Source organism: Treponema vincentii F0403, from assembly GCF_000412995.1.
Taxonomy (GTDB): Bacteria; Spirochaetota; Spirochaetia; order Treponematales; family Treponemataceae; genus Treponema; species Treponema vincentii.
Map to the genome: position 1 here is coordinate 2,158,431 of NZ_KE332512.1, position 25,208 is coordinate 2,183,638.

The 25,208-nt window shown below is 44.0% G+C and carries 21 protein-coding genes; 16 read left to right on the forward strand and 5 right to left on the reverse strand.

Annotated features, from left to right (window positions below; genetic code table 11):
• The first annotated feature begins 131 nt into the window (after nucleotides 1-131).
• The 13 genes from msp to secF all read left to right on the forward strand — a co-directional run bounded on the left by msp (nucleotide 132) and on the right by secF (nucleotide 13,006).
• The gene (msp, locus tag HMPREF1222_RS09885) at nucleotides 132-1,667 is read left to right on the forward strand and encodes a major outer sheath protein Msp (RefSeq protein WP_006188849.1); all 1,536 of its coding nucleotides are present in this window, start codon (nucleotides 132-134) and stop codon (nucleotides 1,665-1,667) included.
• A 284-nt stretch (nucleotides 1,668-1,951) separates the two neighbouring features.
• Nucleotides 1,952-3,244, forward strand: coding sequence for an AAA family ATPase (locus HMPREF1222_RS09890; protein WP_006188848.1), 1,293 nt, complete (start codon nucleotides 1,952-1,954; stop codon nucleotides 3,242-3,244).
• Between the two features lie 12 nt (nucleotides 3,245-3,256).
• Nucleotides 3,257-3,913, forward strand: a complete 657-nt coding sequence (locus HMPREF1222_RS09895; protein ID WP_006188847.1) for an RloB family protein — start codon at nucleotides 3,257-3,259, stop codon at nucleotides 3,911-3,913.
• A gap of 385 nt (nucleotides 3,914-4,298) precedes the next feature.
• Nucleotides 4,299-4,454, forward strand: a complete 156-nt coding sequence (rpmH, locus tag HMPREF1222_RS09900; protein ID WP_006188846.1) for a 50S ribosomal protein L34 — start codon at nucleotides 4,299-4,301, stop codon at nucleotides 4,452-4,454.
• Between the two features lie 12 nt (nucleotides 4,455-4,466).
• On the forward strand, nucleotides 4,467-4,853 hold the full coding sequence (gene rnpA / locus HMPREF1222_RS09905; RefSeq protein WP_016519287.1) for a ribonuclease P protein component: 387 nt from the start codon (nucleotides 4,467-4,469) through the stop codon (nucleotides 4,851-4,853).
• Nucleotides 4,825-5,070, forward strand: coding sequence for a membrane protein insertion efficiency factor YidD (gene yidD, locus HMPREF1222_RS12590; RefSeq protein WP_081636894.1), 246 nt, complete (start codon nucleotides 4,825-4,827; stop codon nucleotides 5,068-5,070). The genes rnpA and yidD overlap by 29 nt, the downstream gene beginning before the upstream one ends.
• A gap of 11 nt (nucleotides 5,071-5,081) precedes the next feature.
• The gene (gene yidC / locus HMPREF1222_RS09910) at nucleotides 5,082-6,839 is read left to right on the forward strand and encodes a membrane protein insertase YidC (RefSeq protein ID WP_016519288.1); all 1,758 of its coding nucleotides are present in this window, start codon (nucleotides 5,082-5,084) and stop codon (nucleotides 6,837-6,839) included.
• A complete protein-coding gene (gene jag / locus HMPREF1222_RS09915; protein WP_006188842.1) occupies nucleotides 6,836-7,516 on the forward strand; it encodes an RNA-binding cell elongation regulator Jag/EloR in 681 nt (226 codons plus the stop codon). The genes yidC and jag overlap by 4 nt, the downstream gene beginning before the upstream one ends.
• Before the next feature lie 3 nt (nucleotides 7,517-7,519).
• Nucleotides 7,520-8,323 (forward strand): DUF6675 family protein, encoded by an 804-nt coding sequence (locus HMPREF1222_RS09920; protein ID WP_016519289.1) that lies wholly within the window; start codon nucleotides 7,520-7,522, stop codon nucleotides 8,321-8,323.
• Between the two features lie 10 nt (nucleotides 8,324-8,333).
• Nucleotides 8,334-9,404, forward strand: a complete 1,071-nt coding sequence (locus HMPREF1222_RS09925) for a peptidylprolyl isomerase (protein WP_006188840.1) — start codon at nucleotides 8,334-8,336, stop codon at nucleotides 9,402-9,404.
• Nucleotides 9,405-9,488: 84 nt separating this feature from the next.
• Nucleotides 9,489-9,926, forward strand: coding sequence for a preprotein translocase subunit YajC (yajC, locus tag HMPREF1222_RS09930; RefSeq protein ID WP_006188839.1), 438 nt, complete (start codon nucleotides 9,489-9,491; stop codon nucleotides 9,924-9,926).
• A gap of 96 nt (nucleotides 9,927-10,022) precedes the next feature.
• Complete coding sequence (secD, locus tag HMPREF1222_RS09935; protein WP_016519290.1) at nucleotides 10,023-11,768, forward strand: protein translocase subunit SecD; 1,746 nt, start codon at nucleotides 10,023-10,025, stop codon at nucleotides 11,766-11,768.
• Nucleotides 11,765-13,006, forward strand: coding sequence for a protein translocase subunit SecF (gene secF / locus HMPREF1222_RS09940; RefSeq protein WP_016519291.1), 1,242 nt, complete (start codon nucleotides 11,765-11,767; stop codon nucleotides 13,004-13,006). The genes secD and secF overlap by 4 nt, the downstream gene beginning before the upstream one ends.
• Before the next feature lie 268 nt (nucleotides 13,007-13,274).
• Here secF and HMPREF1222_RS09945 read toward each other — a convergent pair whose 3' ends face one another.
• The 3 genes from HMPREF1222_RS09945 to HMPREF1222_RS09955 form a co-directional block, all read right to left on the reverse strand.
• Nucleotides 13,275-13,655: a PUR family DNA/RNA-binding protein gene (locus tag HMPREF1222_RS09945; RefSeq protein ID WP_006188836.1), complete on the reverse strand. Its 381-nt coding sequence runs from the start codon at nucleotides 13,653-13,655 to the stop codon at nucleotides 13,275-13,277.
• Between the two features lie 164 nt (nucleotides 13,656-13,819).
• Nucleotides 13,820-15,688: a hypothetical protein gene (locus HMPREF1222_RS09950; protein WP_016519292.1), complete on the reverse strand. Its 1,869-nt coding sequence runs from the start codon at nucleotides 15,686-15,688 to the stop codon at nucleotides 13,820-13,822.
• A gap of 204 nt (nucleotides 15,689-15,892) precedes the next feature.
• Entirely contained in the window at nucleotides 15,893-17,323 is a 1,431-nt protein-coding gene (locus HMPREF1222_RS09955; protein ID WP_016519293.1) for an aminopeptidase, read from the reverse strand.
• 262 nt (nucleotides 17,324-17,585) lie between these two features.
• Here HMPREF1222_RS09955 and HMPREF1222_RS09960 point away from each other — a divergent pair, with 262 nt between their 5' ends.
• Together HMPREF1222_RS09960 and pyk are read left to right on the forward strand one after the other, a co-directional pair.
• Nucleotides 17,586-18,773, forward strand: coding sequence for a dicarboxylate/amino acid:cation symporter (locus tag HMPREF1222_RS09960; RefSeq protein WP_016519294.1), 1,188 nt, complete (start codon nucleotides 17,586-17,588; stop codon nucleotides 18,771-18,773).
• Nucleotides 18,774-18,844: 71 nt separating this feature from the next.
• Nucleotides 18,845-20,605 (forward strand): pyruvate kinase, encoded by a 1,761-nt coding sequence (pyk, locus tag HMPREF1222_RS09965; protein ID WP_016519295.1) that lies wholly within the window; start codon nucleotides 18,845-18,847, stop codon nucleotides 20,603-20,605.
• Nucleotides 20,606-20,729: 124 nt separating this feature from the next.
• Here pyk and HMPREF1222_RS09970 read toward each other — a convergent pair whose 3' ends face one another.
• Entirely contained in the window at nucleotides 20,730-22,265 is a 1,536-nt protein-coding gene (locus HMPREF1222_RS09970) for a leucine-rich repeat domain-containing protein (protein WP_016519296.1), read from the reverse strand.
• A 208-nt stretch (nucleotides 22,266-22,473) separates the two neighbouring features.
• Between HMPREF1222_RS09970 and HMPREF1222_RS09975 the strand changes: the two genes are divergently transcribed.
• Nucleotides 22,474-24,294 (forward strand): thiol-activated cytolysin family protein, encoded by a 1,821-nt coding sequence (locus tag HMPREF1222_RS09975; RefSeq protein WP_016519297.1) that lies wholly within the window; start codon nucleotides 22,474-22,476, stop codon nucleotides 24,292-24,294.
• A gap of 120 nt (nucleotides 24,295-24,414) precedes the next feature.
• Here HMPREF1222_RS09975 and nudC read toward each other — a convergent pair whose 3' ends face one another.
• Nucleotides 24,415-25,206 (reverse strand): NAD(+) diphosphatase, encoded by a 792-nt coding sequence (nudC, locus tag HMPREF1222_RS09980; RefSeq protein ID WP_016519298.1) that lies wholly within the window; start codon nucleotides 25,204-25,206, stop codon nucleotides 24,415-24,417.
• Nucleotides 25,207-25,208 lie beyond the last annotated feature (2 nt).

Here is a 25,208-nt window from a genome sequence, read left to right on the forward strand (position 1 = left end):
AAAGGAAAAAGTTACAAAATAAGTGATTGACAAATGAAAAAAAATCAGCTAGCATACTTTTAATTAATTTTGGCCGCTAAAAAGCGTGTTACGCTTTGGCCGAGAAAGTAATTAAGGAGGTATTTTTTATTATGAAAAAATATCTACTCGTAAGCTTGACAATTCTCTTTGCTGCTGCATTCGTGTGGGCAGCGGATGCTACAACTGTAGAACCGAGCGTCGACATCGAAGCTGAAGCAACCTTAAGCTGGGGTGTTAACGTTGAAGGAAACACCGTAAAACACGGATTTAAAAATGAAGCTTCTTGGACGGTGAAATTTCCGCTCCTCAAGAAAGCTGACAGAACCTCTACTAAAAGCGATGTACCCGTATACGGCCAAGTCAGCTTGAAGGATGTGGAACTGAACGTTGTAAGCGAAAAAGACAGCAACGGACGTTTTGCTCTTGATGGAAAAGTAGACGATCTTGAAGCTAAACTGGTTGTCTACGGTGCTTATTTAACGGTTTATAATGTACCGGATTTTTTTAAGAACTATGCCCAAATTTGGAAGCCGATTGATAATGATAAGAAATATCGTGCGGCAGATCATAGATTCAGAGGTGCTTTTGATGGTTATGGTACTAAAATCGGTTATGCCAATAAAGACTTTATGGACTTGGATGTCGGCTTAAAGCTTGGTTCCAGCAGCAATTGGGATCCTGCTTCAGCGTCTCATACACAGACTATGAAGTATTTTGATGGTAATACTGCATTGGGAAATAGTGAAGCTATTTATATCGGCGACGTTTCTACTGGAACCGGAACATGGGTGACTGGTAAACAGGTTCGTTTCCCTGATGCAGGTTGGTATTACTTTGTGAAAAAAAATAGTGCAGATCCGACGACCTATCAATATGCAATTGGCTTTGACCTTTCTATGAAGCCGCTTGACAAAATGCTTGGCCTTGCCTTTACCGTTAACACAACACTTAGCAAGAATTATCCTGATGCTAACTTGAACTTTGGTGTTGAAGCAACTTCCGAACCGATGGATGGCTTAAAGCTGAAAGCAGGCTTTGATGGGATGTATGATTTCAAGGCTGCTTCTAATGCATTTAATTGGGATACCGTATTTACCGCTCAATATAAATGGGTAGGCGCCGGTGTGTATGTCGCTTCTGCTGATACTTGGATGGGCAATAATAATACATCCCATGCTAACCGTACCGATATGGCAGTGTTTGCTCAGTTTGCAACAAAAGGCGACAAGGGCGATGCTACTAATTTAGTGGAAGGCTTGGATGCCGGTGCATATATTAGTATGTACAAATTGCTTTATGGGCTGAGTGATGTTAAGAAATTCCCGCTCTTGGTAAAGGTGTGGGGCGCGTACAAGGTTAATCTTAATGATGCCATGTGGGTAAAGCCGTTTGCAGATGTATGGGTTGAAAGTGATGCAAAGCATGGCAATTCCATCGGTCTTGCTTATGACCTCGGTGTAAAGTTCAGCCCTGTTGAAAAGGTGGAAGTAAAAGCAGCATGGGAACATGGGTCAATTAATAAGAACGCTTATTCCTCTGCAACTCAGCGCAAATATAAGAAGGATTATGTATCTGTTGTTGATCATTCTGTTCTTGACAGTACCTTCTACGGTCAGTTTGTTCTTTCACTCACACTTACCTACTAGTACCTGCGCTTTAAGCGCTCTGGTCTAACGGTAAAAGCCTGTTCCGCGTAAGCGGGGCAGGCTTTTTTTGTACAAAAAATACATTTTTCGAGCTGTTTTTGCATCCGTGCTATATATATAAGGGTATATGAAGTATGGAGGTGTGAATGACACAAAAACTTTTGAAGAAACAATAGGAATTAATTTATATTGAAATTATTATAAATAAGCAGTATATTTGTATGGATATATACAGAATTACGTGAAATATTAAAAAAATAGCTATAATAAGGATGGGATAGGTTATGTTAATTGACTTTACCGTTGCAAATTATCAATCAATTAAGGAAGCGCAAACTTTTAGTTTTGTGTCCGAATCACGAACGGAAGATAAAAATACTCTTTTTAATTTAGAAAATAATACCATTAAACTCTATCCGTTTAGTATCATCTATGGTCCGAATGCGTCAGGAAAGTCAAAATTTATTTCAGCCTTGGATGATTTGTGTGACTTTGTACAAGAATCTTATAAGTATGAAGAAGGTGCTGATATCCCTGCATATAAACCTTTTTTATTGGATAAAGAATATATAAATAAACCGATACATTTTGAAATAGAATATGAAATTGATAACAACAGATATTTATACATTTTAGAGATTGGGAAGAATATTGTATTAAAAGAAGAATTATATTTATATTCTTATAATAAAAGAGCTTCAAGATCGACGCTTTTTAAAAGAGAAAGAGATAAAGACATATATTATGGCAGTTTATTTTCCGGATCTAAAAAAGCACTTGAAACTTTTTTGCTCCCCAATCAAAGTTTACTTTCGAGAACGGGTAATTCTAATAACGATTCCCTTAAAGAACCATATAAGTTTTTTAAAAAACAAATAGATTTTTATAGGCGTAAATCTTACGAATTACCTGAATTATGTATGACAACTTTATTTCTAGAACAAGAAGAGAAATTCAAACACACAATTCTTAATTTTTTACATGCTGCAGATATTCAGATTGAAGATTTAAAGATTGAACATACTAAAAAGCAGGAAATGTCTGAGTATATTCAAAATGAATTTAATAATTTAAAAAGTGATGATATTAACTTGCTAAAAAGAGTATATTCTGCAGAGCCTAAAATGGCACATAAAGTTATTGGATCTGATATAAATGATGTAGTATATTTTGATTTAGCAACGCAAGAATCTGCGGGGACAAAGAAATTATATGACTTAGCTGCGTATATTGTTCACTCCTTGATTTCAGGTACTGTATTAGTTATTGACGAGTTTAATAATGCATTACATCCGGTAATACAAAAGATGATCATTGATATGTATTTAGACCCGGAAATAAATGATAGCCATGCACAATTATTGGTTACGTCGCATGATACATTTATTATGGATTCATGTGAATTGAAACGTGAACAAATATGGTTTACAGATAAAAATAATTTTGGTGCTACTGAACTGTATTGCCTAAATGAGTTTGATAAAAATCTTATTAGAGATTATGTAAACTATGGCAAATATTATTTTGACGGAAGGTTTAAGGCTTTACCTGCTATTTCCAAGATTAATCTTATATAGAAGAGAATTAGAATGCCAAAATCAAGAAAACCGGTCGGATCCAGAAGGTGTGCGAAACGAATATATATTTTATGTGAAGGTTCTGACAAACATTCGGAATATGCTTATTTAAGCGCATTAATTAAAGACACGCCGTTACAAGGTAATACGGTACAAATTGAATTAGTACCAACAGAAAAAAATACCGGACGGGAATTAGTAGAGGAAGCTGCAAGAAAAATAGAGAGGAAATTTAAGAAGATTGACGAAGCTTGGGTTGTATATGATCAAGACGGATATACCTTACATAAAGAAACTTTTAGATTGGCGAAAGAAAAAGGCGTTAAATTAGCTTTTTCGGCAACAGCATTTGAAATGTGGATTTTATTGCATTATAAATATACGACTAAACAATTTTCTAAAAGTGAAGATATTATAAAAGAATTAAAAAATAAGAGTTTTATTGATTACACTAAAAATGCTACGAATGTGTATTCCATTACTAAAAACAATCTGGCGGTTGCCAAGCAAAATGCAAAACAATTGCGAAGTGAAGTAGAAAAATACGATAGCGACAAGAAAATATATGAAAGGAATCCGTATACAAATCTGGATTTATTGGTTGAAGAAATTCAACATCCTGATCTTAAAGAAAATAACGAAGCTTTCTGGGATGATTTTTATAAATAGTTACGCTTCTAAGATGGTTTGTTATAGAGATTATCAATTAACAGTAGTACAAACTGCCGAGAAGGCAGAAATTATATCCTAAAATGAAAATCCTTTTTCCGTTAATTGACTTTTTTATAGGGGTGTAGTATAGTTCTTTTTCTAGTATTTTGAGGAAGGTTTATTTTCAGCCGCTAAAGATAGCGCGGCTGAAAAACACGGCGAGTTCGCTTTCGCGAACGTCGCTTATTGACGTATGCGCGTTCCGCGCATCAATGCAACAATCTCCAAAATTGATATTTTGTTCGGTCGTTGCATTTTAAGGAAATTTGTCTTTCCTCGCTATTCCAAGACCTTTTAGGCGGGTAATGCGCCTGATAATTATATAGAGAAGGAGTCTAGTTTTATGAAACGGACATTTCAACCGAGCAGAACAAAACGTTTGCGCCGTCATGGATTTCGTGCGCGTATGGCAACACGCGGGGGACGCGCTGTTTTAAAGAGCCGCCGTGCAAAAGGACGCTATAAGCTTTCCGTGTCCGACGAAAAAAAGAGTTACTAAGAGCTTTAACACATGGAACGCTCTTGTTTGCCTAAAGAAGAGCGTCTTTGCGGCGCCGCGCGGATACGGGATATGTTTAAAAAAGGACACCGCTATAGCTGCGACGGCGCAAAGTTGTTCGTTTTACCGAATAAATTACCATATAATCGTTTTGTTTGTACGTTTAAACGGCATTACGGTTCCGCCGTACAAAGAAATAAGGCGCGCCGCTTATCAAAGGAAGTATATCGTCAAATGAAGTCTCAACTTGCAGTGGGGGCGGATATTCTTTTGCTTGTATTTCCGGGGAGCGACACCTTTTCTATACGTGCACGGCAGCTGTATTGTTTGTTTAAAAAAGCGGATATGTTTTCTATTCAATCTCAACAATATGAAACACAATTATCTGAAAAAGATTGAACGTATTTTGACGTTTTTGTTATGTGCGGGGATAAAGGTATACCAAAAGTGTATTTCTCCTTTATTTCCGCCGTGTTGCAGATATTATCCCACCTGTTCTCATTACGCCCTTGAAAGCCTTACTAAATACGGGCCTTGCAAGGGAGGGTATTTGGCGGTAAGACGAATCCTTAGATGTCATCCTTTTCATAAGGGAGGGTATGATCCCGTTCCCTAGGAGATTCGTTTATGAATAAGAATACAGTTATTGCAATGGTGCTTTCCGGCCTTGTCATTGCGGCTGCGATGTTTGTGCAATATAAATTTTTTCCTCCCGCTCCGGTACAACAACAACCGACTGCTGCCGCTTCCGTAACGGAACAGCAAGCGGCAGTCCCTCAGAATACCTTTGTAGCGGAAACAATTCCTGCCGATTCCCGAGTGCTGGAAACCCCTGACGAAACCGTTATCGGCGAGCAAGCGGTTACCGTTAAAACGGACATTGCGGAAATTACGCTGACAAACCGCGGCGGCGATATCATTTCCTATAAGTTACTGGAACATAATAATTCCAAAGGCGATTCTTATGTCGAAATGGTTAAAAACCTGACCGATCGGAATAGAGCCTTCTCAATTGCACTCGGCGGTGCCCAAGCCCCTGCGTTAAATCAGTTCTTCAACGTAAAAGAAGAAACGGTAAACGGCAAACACGTTGTCGGCTTTTTTAAGACAATTTCGATAAAGAACCAAGACGGTTCCGTATCTTCATTTACACTTGCAAAAAGATATACCTTTCTGCCCGATGACTATATGTTTGAGCTTGCCGTTACAATCAGCGGCGATGCCGATATGCAAGGGTTAAATTTTGATAATGCAGGCTATACATTGCGGACAATGCCGCAAATCGGACCCGATTGGAATGCAAAGGCCGACCGGTACGAATACCGGAACTTTTTTGTCTATATAAACGGAAAGAAAAAAGATAGCGCATTAAAGGCCAATCAGACCAAGGTAATTACGGATTCAGTTCCGTGGGCAGGTATTTCGGGAAAGTATTTTAGTCTTATCGTTATTCCCTCCGTTCCGGCGCAGCAGATCCTGTACTCGGCAGCCCAGCCCAATGCGGATACCGTGCAGGACGGTCAGCTGTTCTTTTCCCGTCCGGTTATTACCGGAAATAGGGTAACCGATGTCTACCGTATTTATCTGGGGCCTTGTTCCGAAAATATTTTAAGTACATACAACATCCCGTCAAAAAATAACTATAACTATGATAACTTGCGGATTGATACCGTAGCTGTTTCCAGCGGTATTTGGCGGCCGTTAGAGGTGCTGCTTAAATGGTTGCTGCAGTTCTTCTATAAACTTATCCCGAACTGGGGTGTTTCTATTATTCTTGTAACAATCTTAATAAAGGTAATCTTCTTCCCGCTGACTAAGAAAAGTTCCGAATCGACTCAGCAGATGCAGAAAATGCAGCCTAAGATTCAGGAGCTGCAGGCAAAATATAAAGGGAAGCCTCAAAAACTGAATGAGGAAATGGCAAAGCTGTATAAAGAAGCCGGTTACAACCCGCTTTCAGGGTGTCTGCCGCTCTTAATTCAGCTGCCTATCTTGTTTGCCATGTACCGCTTGTTTAACAACTATTTTGAATTCCGCGGTGCAATGTTTATTCCTCATTGGATACCTGACTTATCCGTCGGCGACAGTATTTTGCAATTCCCCAGCCCTATTCCCTTCTTGGGATGGACAGACCTGCGTATTCTGCCGATTGTCTATGTTATTTCGCAGATGGTATTCGGAAAAATAACGCAAACCCCTACAAGCGATCAACAGCAAAATAACACGATGAAAATTATGATGTATGGTATGCCGCTGTTCTTTTTCTTTATGTTTTATAACGCACCGTCAGGATTGCTGTTGTACTGGACATGCACGAACTTCTTAATGCTTGTTCAGCAGATGATCATTAAGGCAATGATGAAGAAAAAGGAGGTTCGGAAATGATTTATGAATTTGAAGGAAAAACCGAACGTGACGCTATAGATAAGGCAATCGCAGAACTTGGAGTAGAGTCGGATCAATTCGATGTAGAAATCGTTGAAATTCAGAAAAACTCGCTTTTTAAGAAAGGGTATGCCAAAATCCGCGTGCATATTGACGATAAAGCCGCGGTAGGGAAGTCCGCTTCCGATACGCCCCGCCAACCGGCGCCGGTACACGATGCTCCTACGGATAAAGAGGCCGATTTATTAAAGTTTATCGGAGAACTTATCCGTACAATGGGGTATACGGCAAATATGGAAATCCTTTCGCGCGAAGAACGTAAGCTGCTGGTGCGGCTTTCTTCCGAAGATTCCGCTATTTTAATTGGAAAGAAAGGAAAGAATCTTGACGCGCTACAGCTGATTGCTAATGTGTATGCCGGTAAAATCGGCATTTCCGAGCGGATTATGCTCGATTGCGAAAATTACCGGATTCGCCGTGAAGAATCCTTGGTACGGCTTGCCTATACCACTGCCGATCAGGTGGTAACAACCAAAACTTCGGTTTTGCTTGAACCGATGAATCCCTATGAGCGCCGGCTTATCCATAGTACGCTCGCCGACATCCACGACGTCGACACAAAGAGCGAAGGCGAAGGCTTGTATAAGCAGGTGCGTGTACTGTATAAGGGGCTGTAAGGAATGAGGCATTGTCTTGTTCCTCTTATTCTTTCAATAGCCTGTTCTCTCTTTGCGCAAGATATCGGCAACGTCCCCGAATCGGTGCTTTCTACGCTGGATTCGTTTTTATCCGCTGAACAACGGATAGAATTGCTTAAACGGGGCTATCTTTTCCGATCGGTTTATAATAAAGAACATGCTGCTCCTCGGCTTGCACCGCTCTTTGCTGTTCCTCAAACATTTGCGGAAAACTGGAACAAGGGCGATCCTATTTTTTTGCTAGAGGCACTGTATCTGCATAAAAAAACGCAAGGCGGTGTAAAAGACATAGAAAAAATATCCCGTATTATCCATTCCGTTTCAAAATTGGAGGGTTTGCAGTATTATTCCAGCAGCCGAAAAAAGATGCGGACACTCTATGAAGCGTCATATATTATTGAAGACCCAAAAACGGAACAGCGGATTGCCGATCCGGTTGACAACCCTGCGGCAGATTTTTCAGTCTACGTGCTGCAAAAAGATTTAACCTTCGGTAAAAACATTTATCGCTGCCGTTTCTGCTCGGATGCCGATTCTGCAGGTTTCATATCTACAAATGTTGATGCATTAAAATACTCGATATTCAAAGCGGTAGAGCCTGAAAAGTTAGAGACTTCGGTTGCCGTAACCGACCTTGGGGATTATCTGCTGGTACATATACTGACACGTGCGGATTTTACTGTTCCTTCGGTTTTCCATGAACGGGTACAAAATTCGTTTAAGACGCGGGAAGAAGCGGTTTACGGATGGTTTATTAGGCAGTACGAAGAAGACGTAACGCCGTAATGGAGGAACTATGCGGTTAAATAAAATTGCGGTGCTGGTATTACCGGTTACCTTTTTGATTATTGCAACAGCAGCCGCTGCTGCGATTATTTTAACGGGAGATTCTGAAAAAGGAAGAAAAATGAACGCAATAAGTGCAGAATTACAAAAGGACGGCGTCTATGCCGTTATCGATACGAATAAGGGCGATATCGTTTTGGAATTGTTCTATAAGGAAACACCCATGACGGTATGTAACTTTGTCGGATTGGCAGAAGGAACATTGGACGCTGCAAAGGGAAAGCCTTTTTATGACGGCTTAACCTTCCACCGTGTCATCGCGAATTTTATGATTCAGGGCGGCGACCCCGACGGTAAAGGAACCGGTGGGCCGGGCTACCGTTTCCCCGATGAATTTGTCGACAACCTCAAGCACAATACCGCCGGTATTCTTTCAATGGCAAATGCCGGACCGGGGACCAACGGATCGCAGTTTTTTATTACCCATGTACCAACTCCGTGGCTTGACGGAAAGCATACGGTATTCGGCCGTGTTGTAAAGGGACAGGATGTTGTAAACAAGATCGTGCAGGGCGACCGTATGAATTCCATATCGATTATCCGCAAAGGGGCTGATGCGCAAAAGTTTACCGCGACGCAGAAAGATTTTAATGCCTATCTTGCAGGAGCCGAAGAACGGGCAAAACAGCGCACCGCTCAAAGACGGGAAAAAAATGAAGCTTTTATAAAGCAAAAATTTCCCAATGCCGTTAGAACCGAAAGCGGTATCTTCTATACAATTACAAAAGAGGGAAAGGGCGCTCAAGCTCAAATAGGCAAAACCTTAACGATGAAGTATAAGGGCTCGTTATTGGACGGTACCGTATTTGACGATTCCGATATGCATGAACCGCTCAAGTTTGTTGCCGGTGCAGGACAGCTGATTGCCGGGTTCGATCAGCAAGCGGCGCAGATGGCGGTCGGTGAAAAGCGCACGATTGTTATTCCTCCGGAGCTTGCCTACGGTTCCCGCGGAGCCGGCGGGGTTATTCCCCCCGATAGCTATTTGGTCTTTGACCTTGAGCTGCTTTCGGTAAAGTAATAGCGGTATTAGCCCAAGAATTGACTACGTATTTTTTTTGTGCTAGTATTTTAAGGATATTTATCATAAATAAGGATGTAAATAATGAATGCTATTCCATTGTTGCAGCAAGCCGCATCAGGGGGGAGCTTTATTCCTCTTCTGGCTCTCGGTCTCATCTTTGTAATTTTCTACGTTTTTATTATCGGCCCTCAAAAGAAAGAGCAAAAGAAAACGCAGGAAATGATCGCTTCCGTCCAAAAGGGTGATAAAGTTATCACAATCGGCGGTATTCACGGCGTGGTGTCTTCCGTAAAAGAAACAACAATCATTCTTAAAGTTGACGATAATTGTAAGCTCGAAATGAATCGTTCCGCAATCGGCAACGTCATATTGGATGAAAAAACGAAGGCGAGCCGCTTGGCAAATATGCCGGAAAAAACTTCGCTGCTTTCTTCTCTCTTCAAAAAGAAAGAAAAGAAAGCTGAAGATTCCGGCTCCGAGAAGCCGCAGCCGCCCGATTTTTCCGGCGAAGCGGAATAACCGTTCCGTAAAACGAGGAGCGTCCCGGCTTATAATCGTTCGTGCTGTGCCTAACCCCAGTATGAACGTTTATTTCCGTTAGATGAGGAGATAGACATGAAAAAGCGAACTCGATTCGTGATTGTTCTGGCTGTGTTAGGCCTCTGTTTTGTGTTTTTGTATCCTACCCTTAAATGGTATTTTTGGACAGGTAAAGACGATAAGGCACTGGCGCTCGGTTCCAGAGAAAAGATTAAAGATTATGTCATAAATATGACCAAAACGGATATCGACGCGTTAATCGCATCTGCAAAAAAAGGCGACACCGAGCCGGTTCCGGCAAAATATGATCCGCTTATTAAGGCTGCAAAGAAAAATTTAAAAAGCCTTGGTAAAGAGCAGCCTGCGGTATGGACGGCGGGCGCCTTGCTTGCGGCATTTCCCGAAAGTTCCGAAGATAAAGCTCGCGCGGCAATGAGTCCTATTTTGGAAGATGCATATCGAAGTAAAATATTGAGCATTAAAACTGCGCAGGCAAATGCGGTTAAGCTCGGTCTCGATCTTTCAGGCGGTATGAGTATCATTATAAAAGCAGATTTAAGTGCAGTGACCGGTGATAGCGGCGATACAACGACTTCGGCAAAAAAAGAAGCGATGAATTTAGCCATCGATACCATTTCCAGCCGTATCGATAAATTCGGTTTGACCGAACCCGTTATCAGACAGCAGGGTGAAGATCGTATCTACGTGGAAATTCCCGGTGCTGCCGATGCCGATAAAATCAATTCCATCATCATGGGACGTGGACTACTTGCGTTCCATATCGTAGACGATGATGCAACTCAAGCTTTCTATTCTTATTACAATGCCAATCCAACACGTACCTTTGATGCGGATTACAACCTTATAGACCCTTCTATTATTCCTGCGGACACTACAGTGCTTGGGGTATATAGCAAGGATGCTTACGGTTTGGATGAACGGCAAGGTTTCCTTGTTATAAAAAAAGAAGCCGCGCTTGAAGGGAAGCATTTACAGAGAGTAAGCACTACTACAAGCCAAACCAATGAACCGCTTGTTGTATTTGAACTCGACAAGGAAGGGGCGGAAATCTTTGCAACCGTTACCACTGAAAATCAAGGTAAACGGCTCGCTATTGTATCCGACGATAAGATTAAATCCGCACCCAATATCAAAGAGCCGATTACCGGCGGTACGGGAACCATTAGCGGGTTTAGTGCCGATGAAGCGGAAAACCTTAAAACGATTTTGCGTACCGCATGGCTCAATGTGCCGCTCCAGTTGGAAAATCAGCAGGTTATCGGCGCGAGCATGGGCGAGCAGGCTATCAATCAAGGTTTAATGGCATTGCAGTGGGGCTTAATCGCCGTTTTAGCGTTTATGCTGATTTGGTACCGCTCTGCCGGTATTAACGCATGTATTGCACAGGTATTGAATCTGTACATCGTATTCAGCGTACTTTCCGCATTTAACCTTACGCTCACGCTTCCGAGTATTGCCGGTATGATTTTAACAATCGGTATGGCGGTCGATGCAAACGTCGTTATATTTGAAAGAATTAAAGAAGAACTTGCCTTGCATAAAAGCAGAGAAGCCGCTATTCAAACCGGTTTTGATCATGCTTTCTGGGCAATTATGGACTCCAATATTACTACCTTTATTGCGGCTCTCTTCTTATCGATATTGGGAACCGGACCGATTAAGGGATTTGCTTACAGCTTGACAATCGGTGTTGTTTCTTCCGTATTTACTGCCCTTTTTGTTTCACGGCTTATCTTTGATTTCGGCACGGAAACATTGCACCAGAAGAAGCTGCATATTACTTGGAGGTCGCTCGTATGAAAAAAACGATAAAATTCAGTAAGCTTTTCGGTGTTATGGTTCTCGTGAGCTCTGCTCTTATTATTTCCGGTCTTGTAGGTCTTTTTACGAAAGGCATTAACTTCGGTATTGACTTTCAGGCAGGATTTATCGAGAAAGTAAGGTTTGCGCCTTCGGCATTTATTTTAACATATAACGGCGAAAAAAACATACAGGTAGCGCAAAGTTCACAAAGCATTGATGTTACCGTCATCTCTACGGATTCTGAAAATAGAGTATATTCGTTTAGATATGGCGAATACCCTACAGTGGGGCAGTTTATCGAAGCGTTGCAGCAGCAAATCGACGGTATAAAGGTTAATTTGCTTGCAAAGGCCGATACTGCATTGCAAAGTGTGTTTATTACTTCAGAAATCTCCCGTGTTACGGCGGAGCCGTTTCGTGTGCATTATATTCCGGAGCAAATACAGCCGATCGATGCCGATGAGGTGCGTCATGCGTTGGCATCCATTCCTTCGGTTTCGGTACAGCAGATCGGTGAAGCCCGCGACCGCACATTCCAAATCCGGTTACCCGATAACGGTACTTATACAAATGCAAATGCCGAGCTGCGGGCATTGATAAACACCGCATTGGTGAATGCCTACGAAGCGGATAATTTTGCCGTATTGAGTACCGACTTTGTCGGTTCCCGTTTTTCAGGTTCGCTTGCCCGTCAAGCGGTACTTCTGGTAGTGGGGGCTTTGTTCTTAATCTTTTTCTACGCCTTAGTGCGGTTCCGCTGGACATTTGCGTTAGGCGCCGTTCTTGCTTTGGTTCATGACGTGTTGATTATGCTCACCTTTATCGTGTGGACGCAAATGGAATTCAATTCAACCACAATCGCGGCGATCTTAACCATTGTCGGATACTCTATCAACGACACGGTTGTCGTATTCGACCGTATCCGCGAAAATATCCGGCTTAATCCTAAGCTGTCGTTGATTGAAGTTTTGGATCTTGCGCAAACCGAAGTGTTGAGCAGAACGATTATTACAACCGTTACTACCATGCTTGCCGCTGTTTCGCTCTATATTTTTACAACGGGCACTATGAAGGATTTTGCACTTGCGTTGTTGGTAGGTATGACGAGCGGTGTATATTCGACAATCTATATTGCCGGTGCTTGTATTACTTTCTTCTCCGGTAAAAAGCAGGCAGGCGATTTACTGCTCGGTAAAGAAGAAAAAAAGGCTCACCTTTCCGAAGTAACAGTGTAAAATTACGTAGAGTTCCAAGCTCTTTTAAAGCCAAAGGCAACTTTAGCAGCTGCCCGGTAAGCAGCCTTTTTAATTTTGACAAACCTCTAAAAGCTTCTGTTTTTAGAGGTTTTTTATTTATGTGGAGGTTTTTGCTACCCACCGTTCTTCGGTCGCACTGTGCTGTAATAAAGCGTATCAAAACCGGATTACTTTTCCTTTGATAGTACCCTGCCGGACAAAGCGGTAAGATAATTCATAATTCTTAATTAAGAATTATGAATTATTTTCATTCCGCGCCGTCTTTTTTAACGATGCGTACCTTCCGTGCCGGCTTTGTGCTTGTGTTTCGCTTGTTGATGACTTTCTTCTTTTCCGTGGTTGCAGCGTCAGCGTTGATGCTCCGTTGCTTTTTTTCCCGTTTTTCTTTGAGCTGCTCTTTCCGCTTTTTTTCGATAAATTCAAGGCTTGCATTCAGTCCCTGTAAAAAGGTTTGCATTTCATCTTGAAACACGACAATCGCATGGCGGTCAAAACCGGCGCCGTCGGTGTTTTTGCTTTCGACTATCTGCAAAAAAACATCACCCAGCCGGTTTTCTTTCACATTAAAAAAGTATGTCCGGTTTTCTACCGGAATTTGAGTGGTAAACAATTCTCCGCGAATTCCCATTCTTGTATCCTTCCCATAAATTCGACAGCCGAACAAAATATCAATTTTGGCGGCAGGCGAATTCGTGCGCGAAAAGCGCACATATAATCAGTGATGTTTGCCGCACGGCAAACTCGCAGTGTTTTTCAGCGGTACCTATCTGTACCGCTGAAAATAAACCTTCCCTATTTTTTTCCCGATACTGCCGCATCGGCTCTGCGTACCATATCTCCCTGCCACTGCACAAGATATTCTTCCGCTGCCTGATTATGGCCTTTAATATCCGCCATAATGCGGAACACGGGTTCCGTACCGGAACCGCGCATCCAGATAAAGGCTATCGGCGTATGGTTGGTATTATAAAATTGTATTTTAAGGCCGCCCTTTGCGGAAGCCCCAAAATCACTGAGATTCTCCGTGCAAACCGTTCGGTTGTAAGAGAAAACTTTGCAGGCGGTTATACCGAACCGCTCTTTAAGCAGCTGCTTTTTCTTCGCCCATTCCTGCAGAAAAATCTTTTGATATGCCGATTTTAGCGCAGTGTGATCGGCCGTATGAATGTGCATCAAGGCGCGTTCTTCCTGCGTCGGGGTTGTCCAATAGCAGGGGAGCGTTGCGATGATATCCGCAAAGGTAAAATCCGGCCGGTATTTTGCCGTTTGTCCCGACTGCTCGCACCAGATGCGGAATGGGCAGGGGGTATTCGGCTTATCTTTGATGAGCAAAAGCTTACTGATTGCAAAAAGCGTGTTTAACGGGTCGCGCACGGCTGCGGGGTACGTAATATTTCCGCCGTTGGAACCTTCGCCCAGTATCCGTACCCGGTAACCGTACCGGCGCGCATCTTCCGCTCGGTTAACCACATTGGCTTCGCCTACCTCCGCATAAAATACTTCGGCGCCCAAAGCAGTTGCAATTTCGTTAATGCGGAGCGATGTCGGCCCGTTTACGGTAACCGCGAGCGGTGCATCGGTTTTACCGCTGTAGCGGAGGTGGCTCAGTTCCGCGATAACCGAAAGGGCGAAGACTTCCTGCGCTTCCAATATCAGCGCTTTTTGCTGCGCCTCATCCCAGTAGATGATATTGCCACGGTCGCCGTCGCAGTCGGGCATATAGCCGAAAAGCGTGTTCTCCGCTTGCGCTGGATTGCTCCGGTGCAGTTCTTCGAGCTTGGCTGCGCAGGTTACAAGATTGTCTCCTTCGGGAATAATGCCGTGGACAATGGTTCCGGCTTTTTCCGCGATGCCGGTAAGCTGCATATCTAATTGTTCAAAGAATGTCCTGTCTACCGAGGCGGCGCGGGCGCTGCCGTTAAAGTCCGCAACCAGCGTGAACGGTTTACCCGCTTCGGCCAGCGCGGCGCATTGCTGTTTAAGGCTGGCAAAAAAACGTGCTTGTTCCGCCGTGTCTTGTGAATCGGCAATAACTTCCCGTAAAAAGTTTTTGTAGGCCGTAAGCGCCGCTTGCTTGTGCGCCGCCTCCGATTCAAACACCGTGCGCAGTTGTGCCGGATCGGCATCTTTACGCAAGAGGTTTACGGCATCCGGGCGCGCAGCCTCGCACTTCTGTGTAAAGAGGGCTATCAGCCGCGCTGATTGGTTCCCGTCCAGTACGCCGCCGCTATTCAGCCCGAACTTAAAGCCGTTATGCCCGATGGGGTTGTGGCTTGCAGAAATATACATAAAAGCCGCCCCGATAGTGCGTGCATAAGCCATAATTTCCGGCGCTGCGGTTATTCCGGCAGATTGCACCGTAATGGCTGTTGAACCTGCTGCGGCGGAAGCTGCAAACGCCGTTACCGCCTCTTTTAACAGCGCGGCTCCGGTGGGGCGGCTGTCGCGTGCTACGATTACCGTGCGGATTGCCGGGAATTCCGCGTGTAAGAACTCCGCAAAAGATTGCGCGGCGAGAAAGACGATATCGCGGTCGGCGGCGGAAATCGCCGGAATTCCGTCGTTTTCGTTTCCGGATTGTGCAAAAACTTTCCTCCAGCCCGACGCCGATAGGATCATCTTTTCAAAAGCCTGCTGTAATTCAGGGTATGCCGTATTCATATATTCTCCATCCCAAAATCGATCAATGGGAACCTCTAAAAACTTCAGTTTTTAGAGGTTTTCCTTAGATGTAATTTGCGATGTTTCAGTTTAAGTCGTTGTGATATAAAGACTTAAACTGAAACTCGTCGGGCATCTCTAAAAATCTAACCGAGTTTTTAGAGATGCCCTAATTTAAAAATCTAACCGGCTTTTTAGAGATACTCAGCCTTTTAAAAACGCCTTGTATGCTCGGTATGCCATCAAAAGATCCGCTTTACTGATCAATTCGATGGGGGCGTGCATTGACAAGACCGGTACGCCGCAGTCCACGACTTCCGTTCCGTACTTGGCAAGGATGTAGGCTATCGTGCCTCCTCCACCGGCGTCGGTCATACCAAGTTCCGCCGTCTGCCAGACAACGTTGTTGCTGTCGAATAAATGCCTGATCTTTTGGAGATACTCGGCGTTTGCGTCGTTTGAACCGCCCTTGCCGCCGGAACCGGTGTACTTATTGATGCAGATACCGCTGCCGATAAACGCCGAATTGAGTTTTTCGAATACGGATGTAAACGCGGGGTCATAACCGGCGGATACGTCGGCCGACAGCATACACGAATTGGCGAATGCACGGCGTACGCCTAAATCGCACGGGGCGTTTTGCAGCGCGGCAATTTCCGCAACCATGTTTTCAAAGTAGAGCGCTGTCATGCCGGTGTTGCCTACCGAACCGATTTCTTCTTTATCGGCAAAGAGGGCAACGGCAGTCTTTGCAGGGGTGCCCGAAACTTCGAGTATCGCTTTCAGTGTTGTGTAAGCGCACACGCGGTCGTCATGTCCGTGCCCCGCAATCATCGAGTTATCAAGTCCGACATTCCGCGCCTTTCCTGCAGGGACAATCTCAAGCTCCGCAACGCGGAAGTCTTCTTCGGTAATGCCGTATTTTTGATTGAGAATTTTGAGGATGTTCTCCTTAACGGGAGACGCTTTATCTCCTTTTTTGTCCTCTTTATCCTCATCTTTTTTCTTATCGTCCGGCGTTGCGGGTTTCATATTCCCGACCAGTACGTTAAGCTGTTCGGCGGTAATGCCTTCCGCTAAGGTTTCCTGCAGCTGCTTTTTTGAAAGGTGAATTAGCAAATCACTGATAAACAGCACCGGATCGTTTTCGTCTTCGCCGATGCATACTTCAACCTTCTTTCCCTCTTTGGTAAAAATAACCCCATGGATTGCGAGCGGAATTGCAGTCCATTGATATTTTTTGATTCCGCCGTAATAGTGCGTTTTTAAAAATACGAGGTTGGAGTCTTCGTAGAGCGGCATCTGTTTGACGTCGAGACGGGGGCTGTCGATATGGGCGCCGACGATATTCATCCCCTGCGTAATATCCTTGCCGAGTACCATCATCACAACGGATTTGTCCTTATTATTAAGATATACCTTTGTACCCGCAGGCGCCGTTCCGCTTTTTATCACTTCTTCCAGCGGTTTAAAACCGGCTTCTTTTGCCTGCCGTATGATATGAGCGGCGCATTCGCGTTCGGTCTTTCCGGTGTTTAAAAATGAAATGTAGTTTTGAGAAAGCGTTTGCATTTCGGCAAGTTCGCTTTCGGTGAGTTTTTCCCACGCCGTTTTGGCCTTATACGTTAGTTCCATACCGTACCTCTTTATTATTGATTTATTTGGGAATGGAGATGTCCCAAAAGCCGGCTGCTTTTTGCCGTCAAAAAAACTTGTAAAACCTTGAGCCGTTAAAGTTTTTATCGGATGCAGCAGTATATACTATCATAGCAAATTATAGAAGAGGTCGGACTGTCCGGTCTCCCATTCGGACATTATATAGAAAAAACTGGACAATTACCGGAAAGTCAGCTACACTATAAACAGATAGATAAATTTTTTTAAAAAGGAGTTTATTGTGAGTGCAAAAAAATTAGGTCTATTGCCGCGTCTTATTATTGCAATCGTTGCCGGTATTTTAATCGGTAACTTGACGCGCTCCATCCATTTGCCGTTGCCTGTTCAGATTTTGGCAACCTTTAACGGGGTATTCGGCAACTTTCTCAGCTTTATCATTCCGCTGATCATCCTCGGATTTGTCATTCCGGGTATCGCGGATCTGGGTTCCGACGCAGGAAAGCTGCTCGCTATCACTGCCGGTATTGCGTACGGTTCAACGCTGCTTGCCGGTACGTTGGCCTTTGTAACCGATTCCATATTCTTCCCGTTCTTTTTAAGTTCTCATGTGGATGTTTTTTCCCATGCGAACCCTGAAGATGCGCTGCTGCCCGGCTTATTCGGTATCGATATGCCGCCGCTGATGGGCGTTATGACTGCGTTGATTTTAAGCTTTGTTCTCGGTATCGGTATCGCGGTAACTCGCTCGGAAACCTTAAAGAATGCAGCCCGCGAATTTCAGAATATTGTTACGAAAGTTATCGAAGTTATCATTATTCCGCTTCTGCCGATTCATATTTTAGGCGTATTTACCAACATGACCCATGCAGGACAAGTTGGGCTTATCCTCAAGGTATTCATCAAGGTATTTGCGATTGTTATTGCGCTGCACGTCATCATGATACTTATTCAGTATATCATTGCTTGTACCATTGCAAAACGGAATCCCTTTACGTCGATTAAGACAATGCTGCCTGCGTATGTTACCGCATTGGGAACGCAGTCTTCTGCTGCGACCATACCGGTAACACTTGCTTCCGCAAAGAAAATCGGCATTCAGGAAAAAATTGCGGACTTTGTTATCCCGCTTTGTGCAACTATCCACCTTGCCGGAAGTACCATCACCCTTACCAGTTGTTCGATGGCTATCCTGATCCTGCACGGACAAACGGCAAACGCCGGCGTTATGCTTCCGTTTATCGCAATCTTGGGTATCGCAATGGTTGCAGCCCCCGGTATCCCCGGCGGTGCTGTTATGGCAGCGCTCGGCTTTGTGCAGTCTATCCTCGGCTTTAACGACACGATGTGTTCATTGATTATCGCGCTCTATATTGCGCAGGACAGCTTCGGAACCGCATGTAACGTAACCGGAGACGGTGCAATCGCCATTTTGGTTGATGCCATTTCAAAAGATAAGAGCAAGAATTAAAGACAATTTTTAGGGAACCTCTAAAAACTGAAGTTTTTAGAGGTTTTCTTTTAGATTCGATAGGAGAAGATATGAAAAAGACAAAGATTGTCTGTACTATCGGTCCCGCTTCCGACTCGGAAGAAATACTGCGCGAATTATTTAAGGCAGGGCTCAACGTATGCCGCCTTAATTTTTCGCACGGTACGCATGAAGAGCACCAGATCCGTATCGACCGTATCAAGAAGATTCGGCAGGAACTCAACTTGCCGATTGCAATTATGCTGGACACCAAGGGGCCGGAAATACGGCTGAAAAACTTCGGCGTTAATTCCGTACAGCTGAGCAAGGGACAGCAATTTACGCTTACCGTACGCGATATTGTCGGCGATGAAAAAATATGCAGCGTAACCTATAAGAACCTTGCGCAGGAAGTACAGCCTAATAATCGCATCCTTATAGATGACGGATTAATTGAACTGCGGGTTGACCGGATTGAGAATGGCACCGATATTATCTGTACCGTTCAGAGCGATGGTCCCGTATCGAATCATAAGGGCATCAATATCCCCGGAGCAAAGATTAATCTTCCCTTCCTCAGCGAGCAGGATATTTCCGACTTAAAGTTTGGGGCACAAAACGAGGTTGACTTTGTTGCAACCTCATTTACGCGCGGCCCGGCAGATATTTTAAGTATCCGCAAGGTTTTGGAGGAAGAGCACGGGGAGAATATCCACATTATTGCCAAAATAGAAAACCAAGAGGGAGTCGATTCCATCGACAAGATTCTTGAAGTTGCAGACGGCATCATGGTTGCGCGCGGAGACTTGGGCATCGAAATTCCGCCTGAAGAAATTCCAATCGTACAAAAGATGATTATCCGCAAAACCTTGCGGGCAAGTAAACCGGCGATTACGGCAACCCAAATGCTTGAGTCGATGACCCATAATCCGCGTCCGACGCGGGCGGAGGTTACCGATGTTGCAAATGCCATCTTTGACGGGACAAGCGCAATCATGCTTTCCGGCGAAACGGCCGCGGGGAAATATCCGGTAGAAACCGTCAAGATGATGAACCGCATTGCCGTTACAACCGAAAACTCGTTAAACTACGATAAGATTATGGGGGCTGTTGCGCGGGAGCATTCGCTTACAATTACAAACGCGATTGCGCATGCCACCTGTTCTATGGCGCTGGAAATGAATGCGCAGGTTATCATTACCGCGACCTCTTCGGGAGAAACGCCGAGGGCGCTTTCAAAGTATAAACCCAAAGTACCGATTGTTGCCGTAACGCCTTTTGAAACAACGGCTCGGCGGTTATCGCTGAACTGGGGTGTGTATCCGATTGTAACATCCTCTTTTAAGTCAACCGACGAAATGTTTGAACAGTGCATTAACGTTGCAAAAGAAAAAGGCTTTGTGCACGAAGGCGAACTTGCCGTATTGACTGCCGGTGTTCCGATCGGGTTGGTCGGTTTGACAAACTTACTAAAGGTGGAAACCGTCGGGAAAATACTGTTGAAAGGCAAGGGTACCGGTATCCAATCGGTTGTAACCGGGCGGGTAAAGGTGATCCGTACCGAGCAAGATTTGTTGACGGACTTTGCGGACGGCGACATTATCGTAGCCGAAGCAACCAACGATTTAATGAATTCCTTTATCGAACGGGCGGGAGCGGTCATTACGGAAAACGGAAATTTGAGCGGACACGCGGCCCTTATCGGAATGAATCTATCGAAGCCGACCATCGTAGGAGCGGTCGATGCAACAACCATATTAAAAACAGGCGACATTATCACGCTGAACGGGAAAACCGGCGTTGTGATAAAAGGTACCGCCGCTATTTATTAAAATAATTCATATACAGCATAAACACCGCATCTCCCTACCTATGGGGAGATGCAGTAAACCGTAGGGATGGGGCTGATCTGGTTTACCGTAACAAAGCGCTTACGGAAATGAAAAGAGTAGACACTTAGGGATTGCGGCCGTATAGGTTCCAATTATTTTCTGTTGCAGTGATACGGGCTTCGATGCTCGGATCTTCATTTTCATCGGGATAATTGTCAGGTTTATTTTTATCTGCCTGATAAATCACTTCGGAATACGAATCTGCATTTTTTTTAGGAAGGCTGTATAACAGCGTGTCGAGTGTTGCGCGGTTCAATTTGTTTTTTTTGATGTCGAGCGTAATGCCGAAAGGTACTTTTGATAAATTGTTCGGATCTATTTTTATATCGGTTAACACGTTGTACGAACACTGCAGCTCCTTGAGCGTTTGGCATGCTCGCACATCAAGGATATTTAGGCGGTTCCAATCACAAAGTAATTCCTTTAATTCCTGCTGTTTTGAAACATCAAGCGTTTGCAGGTTATTGCGCCCGCAGTTCAATTTTTCTAAATGAGGACAGTCTTCTATATTCAGTACGGCCAAATTGTTCCGGTGGCAAGAAAGGTTTTTTAATTTAGATAAATTGCCCAAGGTGAGCGTTGTAATACCACCCGTACCGTTCTCGTTTGCATTGGAGTGACAGGATAAGTCGCGCAGCAAAAGGTTATGTGAAACATCCAACGCCGTTAAACTATTCCGGCTGCAATCAAGCACCTCAAGGTTCGGCATATACGAAGTATCCATGGCGGTTAAAAAACGGCATCCGAAGGTATCCAACTGTTTTAAACGAGGCAGCTGCGGCAGTCTGAGTGAACGGAGATGTTTACCGGATATAAGCAGCTGTTCTAAATGAGGATTTTGCAGCAGATTGAGCGTATCGTTCGTGATAGATACAAGGCGTAATATTCTTAGTTTAGGATTGCCGGAAAGATCAACGGAGGTTTTACAACGCAGGGACAACTCTTCTAAGTCGGAATATCGGGAAAAATTAAAACTTTCGTTTTTCGTAGCGCTTATGTCCAATTTTTGCAAATACGGTGAATCAGGTAAGACTATGCTTTCGAAGCCTTCAGCTAATAATGTTTTAATCTTTTGATTATTCGATAGGTCAAGTGTTCTGTTTTGAGGGGAAAGAGTATATACCATGCCTGAAAGTTCAAGATATTCCAATTCCGGCAGTGCAGAAAAATGAGGCATTGCGGTAAACCGGTGCGGTGTACATATCAGTGTTTTAATATGTTTTCCGTTGTTGAATACTAAACCGGTTATTTGTGTGGGAGAACCGCTAAAAAGATAAAGCCCTCTTATTTCTATGCGCGTTATATCCCCGACAATACCGATTCGCTGTTGATTGAGGGCAATGATGGAGCCCCCCTTATCTCTTTCGGAAAAAGACGGTAATTTCTCCATTTTATCGGCGGTGTACGTTCTTGCTCCAATAAGATGCGCAGGGCGGCCGCTTACCGTATCGGCAAATACTGCAATGCCTTGATCTTTCGTATCAAGTTCAATGATAATATCGGCGTATTCAATATCAACCGGCGTACTAAAAGGCGGATAGCATGATGAAAGACAGCATATCAGCAATACCAATCCGATAGACCATAGTTTTGTTTTCATGGCTCCTCTCCCCATTCTAAAAAGTTATCCGGCATAATACCTTATCCCATTGTAATCGTATTTTGGAGCCGCTACAAGATTTCAATTTTTGGAAAATTCTCTCAAAATCATATTTTTTATAAAATTTTTCATTTTTTTCTCCGATTTTCAAGCCATTTTGCTTCGCGTGCTTTATAAGACAGATAGCATTAACCGCAAGGAGGTTTCTATGCAAAAACAAAAACGGGCAAAACTTACAGCCCGTATCAAACGGTATATCGTACTGCTTATCTGTCTTGCAGCGGCAGGTATAGCGGGGTGCCAGCAACCGGCAAAGCCCTTAGTAAAAGAGATAAAAACGGAAAAGCCGATTCAAAAACCTGCGACTCCGTCTTCTCAAAAACCGGATAAACAGGTTAAACCCGATAAATCAGATAAACCTGATACCGGAAAGGGAGAAAATACCAACGGCACGCAAAACGGCAATAATTCCGGCAACGGCTCGAACGAGCAGGAAGGAATTTCCTATAAGGGACTGAATATTCCTGACAGTCTTGCACGATCGCCGCAAAAATTACGCGAACTGATTGTACAAGGGGCGCAGCTTAGCGAAACGGAGCCGCAGTTTAATAATCATGGTGCTGTAGTAAAATACATTGAAAAAGAGGTTGAGTATGATATTTCGGCAGCTTTTGACGATACGCTCCTTCTCGATCCTTCTCAAAATTCAATTTATCCCGGCGCCGTTTTACGAGGCGATAGCCTTGATAGAGAAAGCTATCAGGAAATTACCGAGGGCAATAAACGGAATGCGGTAATCTCTTTCGATTTACAGGGAGTAAAAGATAAAGAGGGTAAGGACGGAAAAGCGGGCGTTACTTCCGGTGAAATTATTCCGGATTTAGCTTCATATAGAGAGCTGCGCAATAAGATTCTTAGCCAAAATATTACCTATCATGCCTCTGCTCATTCAAGTTATGAAGAGATGGAAATTACCAATGAGAAAAGCCTCGAAGCACAGCTTAAAATGGGTGTCGGTTTCGGTGCTGCAGGGATTAAAACCAAAATAGCGGCAGGGTTTAAATTTAAGAACGGAGAGCAGAAGGAGCGGCGGCTTATCAAATTCGTCGAAACGTTCTATACCGTCGATGTGAATCAAGAGGCGGCTCCGATGATGATCAATATACCGCGTGAGGTTGTCGGAGATAGAATGCCTGTATATGTCTCGTCGGTCTCTTACGGACGTATCGCCTATCTTACTATCGAATCCGATCAGGAAAAATCAGAACTCAAGGCAAATCTTGATACGGTATTCAAAGTTACGGCAGCAAACAATGTTGAAGCCGACATTGACACTGCAATTAAAAAACTTGAAAAGGGAACAACCATCACGATCAATATTATCGGAGGCGGCAGCGAAGCGGTTACCGATCTTAAACAGTTTCAAAAATATATTGTAAAAGAAGGTTTTTCTTCAAAGAATCCGGGGCACATTATTAAATATCAGTTACGGTTTTTGGATGATAATGCGACTGCATATATCAAATACGGTGAAAAATACAAAACCGTCGAACGTGTGGAAATACCGGCAAAAGGATACAAGGTAACTGCAACGGTAGAAAATATAAAAGGCGCCGGATTCGAGGCTGCACATATTACCGGAACTGTCGGCATGCAGCCGCTTGATAGAGATGCCCCGCGAAAAACGATTTTTAACTACAGTGGTACGGAAACGCCGTCAAAATTAACGATTAAACGCAATATTCCCAAAGACCCTCAAACGCAACCAGATAGTATTATCGTACCGGACAAATCTTGTGCTATTCAACTTTCCTTCAATATAAAAGGGGAGATGGTCATACTGGGAAACACAAACGGCGTGCAACAGGTTTTTGTAAGATATCCCCAAGGAGACCGTCCTCAGTTGTCCGTTCGTACGACCGATGCATTAGAAAACAGCCCCTTACAACAGTTTATGCTCCATCGTGAAGGATATCCGAATGAAAAGCTGGTGTTCGATGTTCGGTTTAAAGTTGAAAAAGAGAGTTAACAAGAAAAGGGCGATGCACTGATTTTATCCCCTGTGCAAAATTTTAGATAAAATTTTGCACAGGTTTTTCAAAAGCAGGCAGGGCAAACACGGCAGATGGATTGCCCTGTCCTTACAGCCTTAAAACCAATCGCCGCAGATAAGCCGGTGAGCGGCGGAACCGGGAAGCGGTATCGGTGGCAGCGCATCTTTTGAAAACCATGCGGCCTCCGATAACTCCTCTTTTTGTACGGTAATATCCCCCGAAACGTATTCGGCGCGGAAGGCGAGCATCAGCTGGTTGGGATACGGCCAGCCTTGACTTCCACGATACCGGATATCTTTGACGGTTAAGCCGACTTCTTCGTGCACTTCGCGGATAACAGCTTCTTCCGCGGATTCGCCCGCTTCGATAAAACCGGCGATGCAGGTATAAATATCGGAGGTGTGCTGAACATGCCGCGCTAAAAGGATTTGCTCGCCTTTGCTGATAAGCACGATAATACACGGGGCAAGGACGGGATACAATATTCTGCGGCATTGCGGGCACTCCAATGCCGTTTCCGTTATGCTTAAATGCAGACTGCTTCCGCACGAAGGGCAATACTTTGTATGATGCAGCCAATCGAGCAAAAGTACTGCGCGGGCGGCGTGTTCCGAGTGTTCGGAAGGTTCCGTTATAAACAAATTCCGGTACGGTATCCGTTTAAAGCCTTTCGGCTCTGCTGCATCAGGCGACAGCGCCGCTGCAAAAGTATGATATGCCCGCTCCCCATACACACCGAGAATGTCCTGATTATTGTACTTTCTGATTGCTTTCGTAACTTCACTACCGCTCGGTAATTGTCCGTTTTCTGAAACAAAAATATTTTTCTTTTGTATTAAAATACCGAATTCAAAATCAGCCCCGTTCGGGCAGTCTATGAGTGCCATAC

What these genes read in the sequence shown, in the direction of transcription:
- msp (WP_006188849.1), top strand. Translation starts at nt 132, where the DNA reads ATGAAAAAATATCTACTCGTAAGCTTGACAATTCTCTTTGCTGCTGCA.
- jag (WP_006188842.1), top strand. Translation starts at nt 6,836, where the DNA reads ATGATTTATGAATTTGAAGGAAAAACCGAACGTGACGCTATAGATAAG.
- yidC (WP_016519288.1), top strand. Translation starts at nt 5,082, where the DNA reads ATGAATAAGAATACAGTTATTGCAATGGTGCTTTCCGGCCTTGTCATT.
- HMPREF1222_RS09895 (WP_006188847.1), top strand. Translation starts at nt 3,257, where the DNA reads ATGCCAAAATCAAGAAAACCGGTCGGATCCAGAAGGTGTGCGAAACGA.
- nudC (WP_016519298.1), bottom strand. Translation starts at nt 25,206, where the DNA reads ATGGCACTCATAGACTGCCCGAACGGGGCTGATTTTGAATTCGGTATT.
- HMPREF1222_RS09920 (WP_016519289.1), top strand. Translation starts at nt 7,520, where the DNA reads ATGAGGCATTGTCTTGTTCCTCTTATTCTTTCAATAGCCTGTTCTCTC.
- HMPREF1222_RS09975 (WP_016519297.1), top strand. Translation starts at nt 22,474, where the DNA reads ATGCAAAAACAAAAACGGGCAAAACTTACAGCCCGTATCAAACGGTAT.
- rnpA (WP_016519287.1), top strand. Translation starts at nt 4,467, where the DNA reads ATGGAACGCTCTTGTTTGCCTAAAGAAGAGCGTCTTTGCGGCGCCGCG.
- HMPREF1222_RS09945 (WP_006188836.1), bottom strand. Translation starts at nt 13,655, where the DNA reads ATGGGAATTCGCGGAGAATTGTTTACCACTCAAATTCCGGTAGAAAAC.
- secD (WP_016519290.1), top strand. Translation starts at nt 10,023, where the DNA reads ATGAAAAAGCGAACTCGATTCGTGATTGTTCTGGCTGTGTTAGGCCTC.
- pyk (WP_016519295.1), top strand. Translation starts at nt 18,845, where the DNA reads ATGAAAAAGACAAAGATTGTCTGTACTATCGGTCCCGCTTCCGACTCG.
- secF (WP_016519291.1), top strand. Translation starts at nt 11,765, where the DNA reads ATGAAAAAAACGATAAAATTCAGTAAGCTTTTCGGTGTTATGGTTCTC.
- yajC (WP_006188839.1), top strand. Translation starts at nt 9,489, where the DNA reads ATGAATGCTATTCCATTGTTGCAGCAAGCCGCATCAGGGGGGAGCTTT.
- HMPREF1222_RS09955 (WP_016519293.1), bottom strand. Translation starts at nt 17,323, where the DNA reads ATGGAACTAACGTATAAGGCCAAAACGGCGTGGGAAAAACTCACCGAA.
- HMPREF1222_RS09970 (WP_016519296.1), bottom strand. Translation starts at nt 22,265, where the DNA reads ATGAAAACAAAACTATGGTCTATCGGATTGGTATTGCTGATATGCTGT.
- HMPREF1222_RS09890 (WP_006188848.1), top strand. Translation starts at nt 1,952, where the DNA reads ATGTTAATTGACTTTACCGTTGCAAATTATCAATCAATTAAGGAAGCG.
- HMPREF1222_RS09950 (WP_016519292.1), bottom strand. Translation starts at nt 15,688, where the DNA reads ATGAATACGGCATACCCTGAATTACAGCAGGCTTTTGAAAAGATGATC.
- yidD (WP_081636894.1), top strand. Translation starts at nt 4,825, where the DNA reads ATGAAACACAATTATCTGAAAAAGATTGAACGTATTTTGACGTTTTTG.
- HMPREF1222_RS09925 (WP_006188840.1), top strand. Translation starts at nt 8,334, where the DNA reads ATGCGGTTAAATAAAATTGCGGTGCTGGTATTACCGGTTACCTTTTTG.
- rpmH (WP_006188846.1), top strand. Translation starts at nt 4,299, where the DNA reads ATGAAACGGACATTTCAACCGAGCAGAACAAAACGTTTGCGCCGTCAT.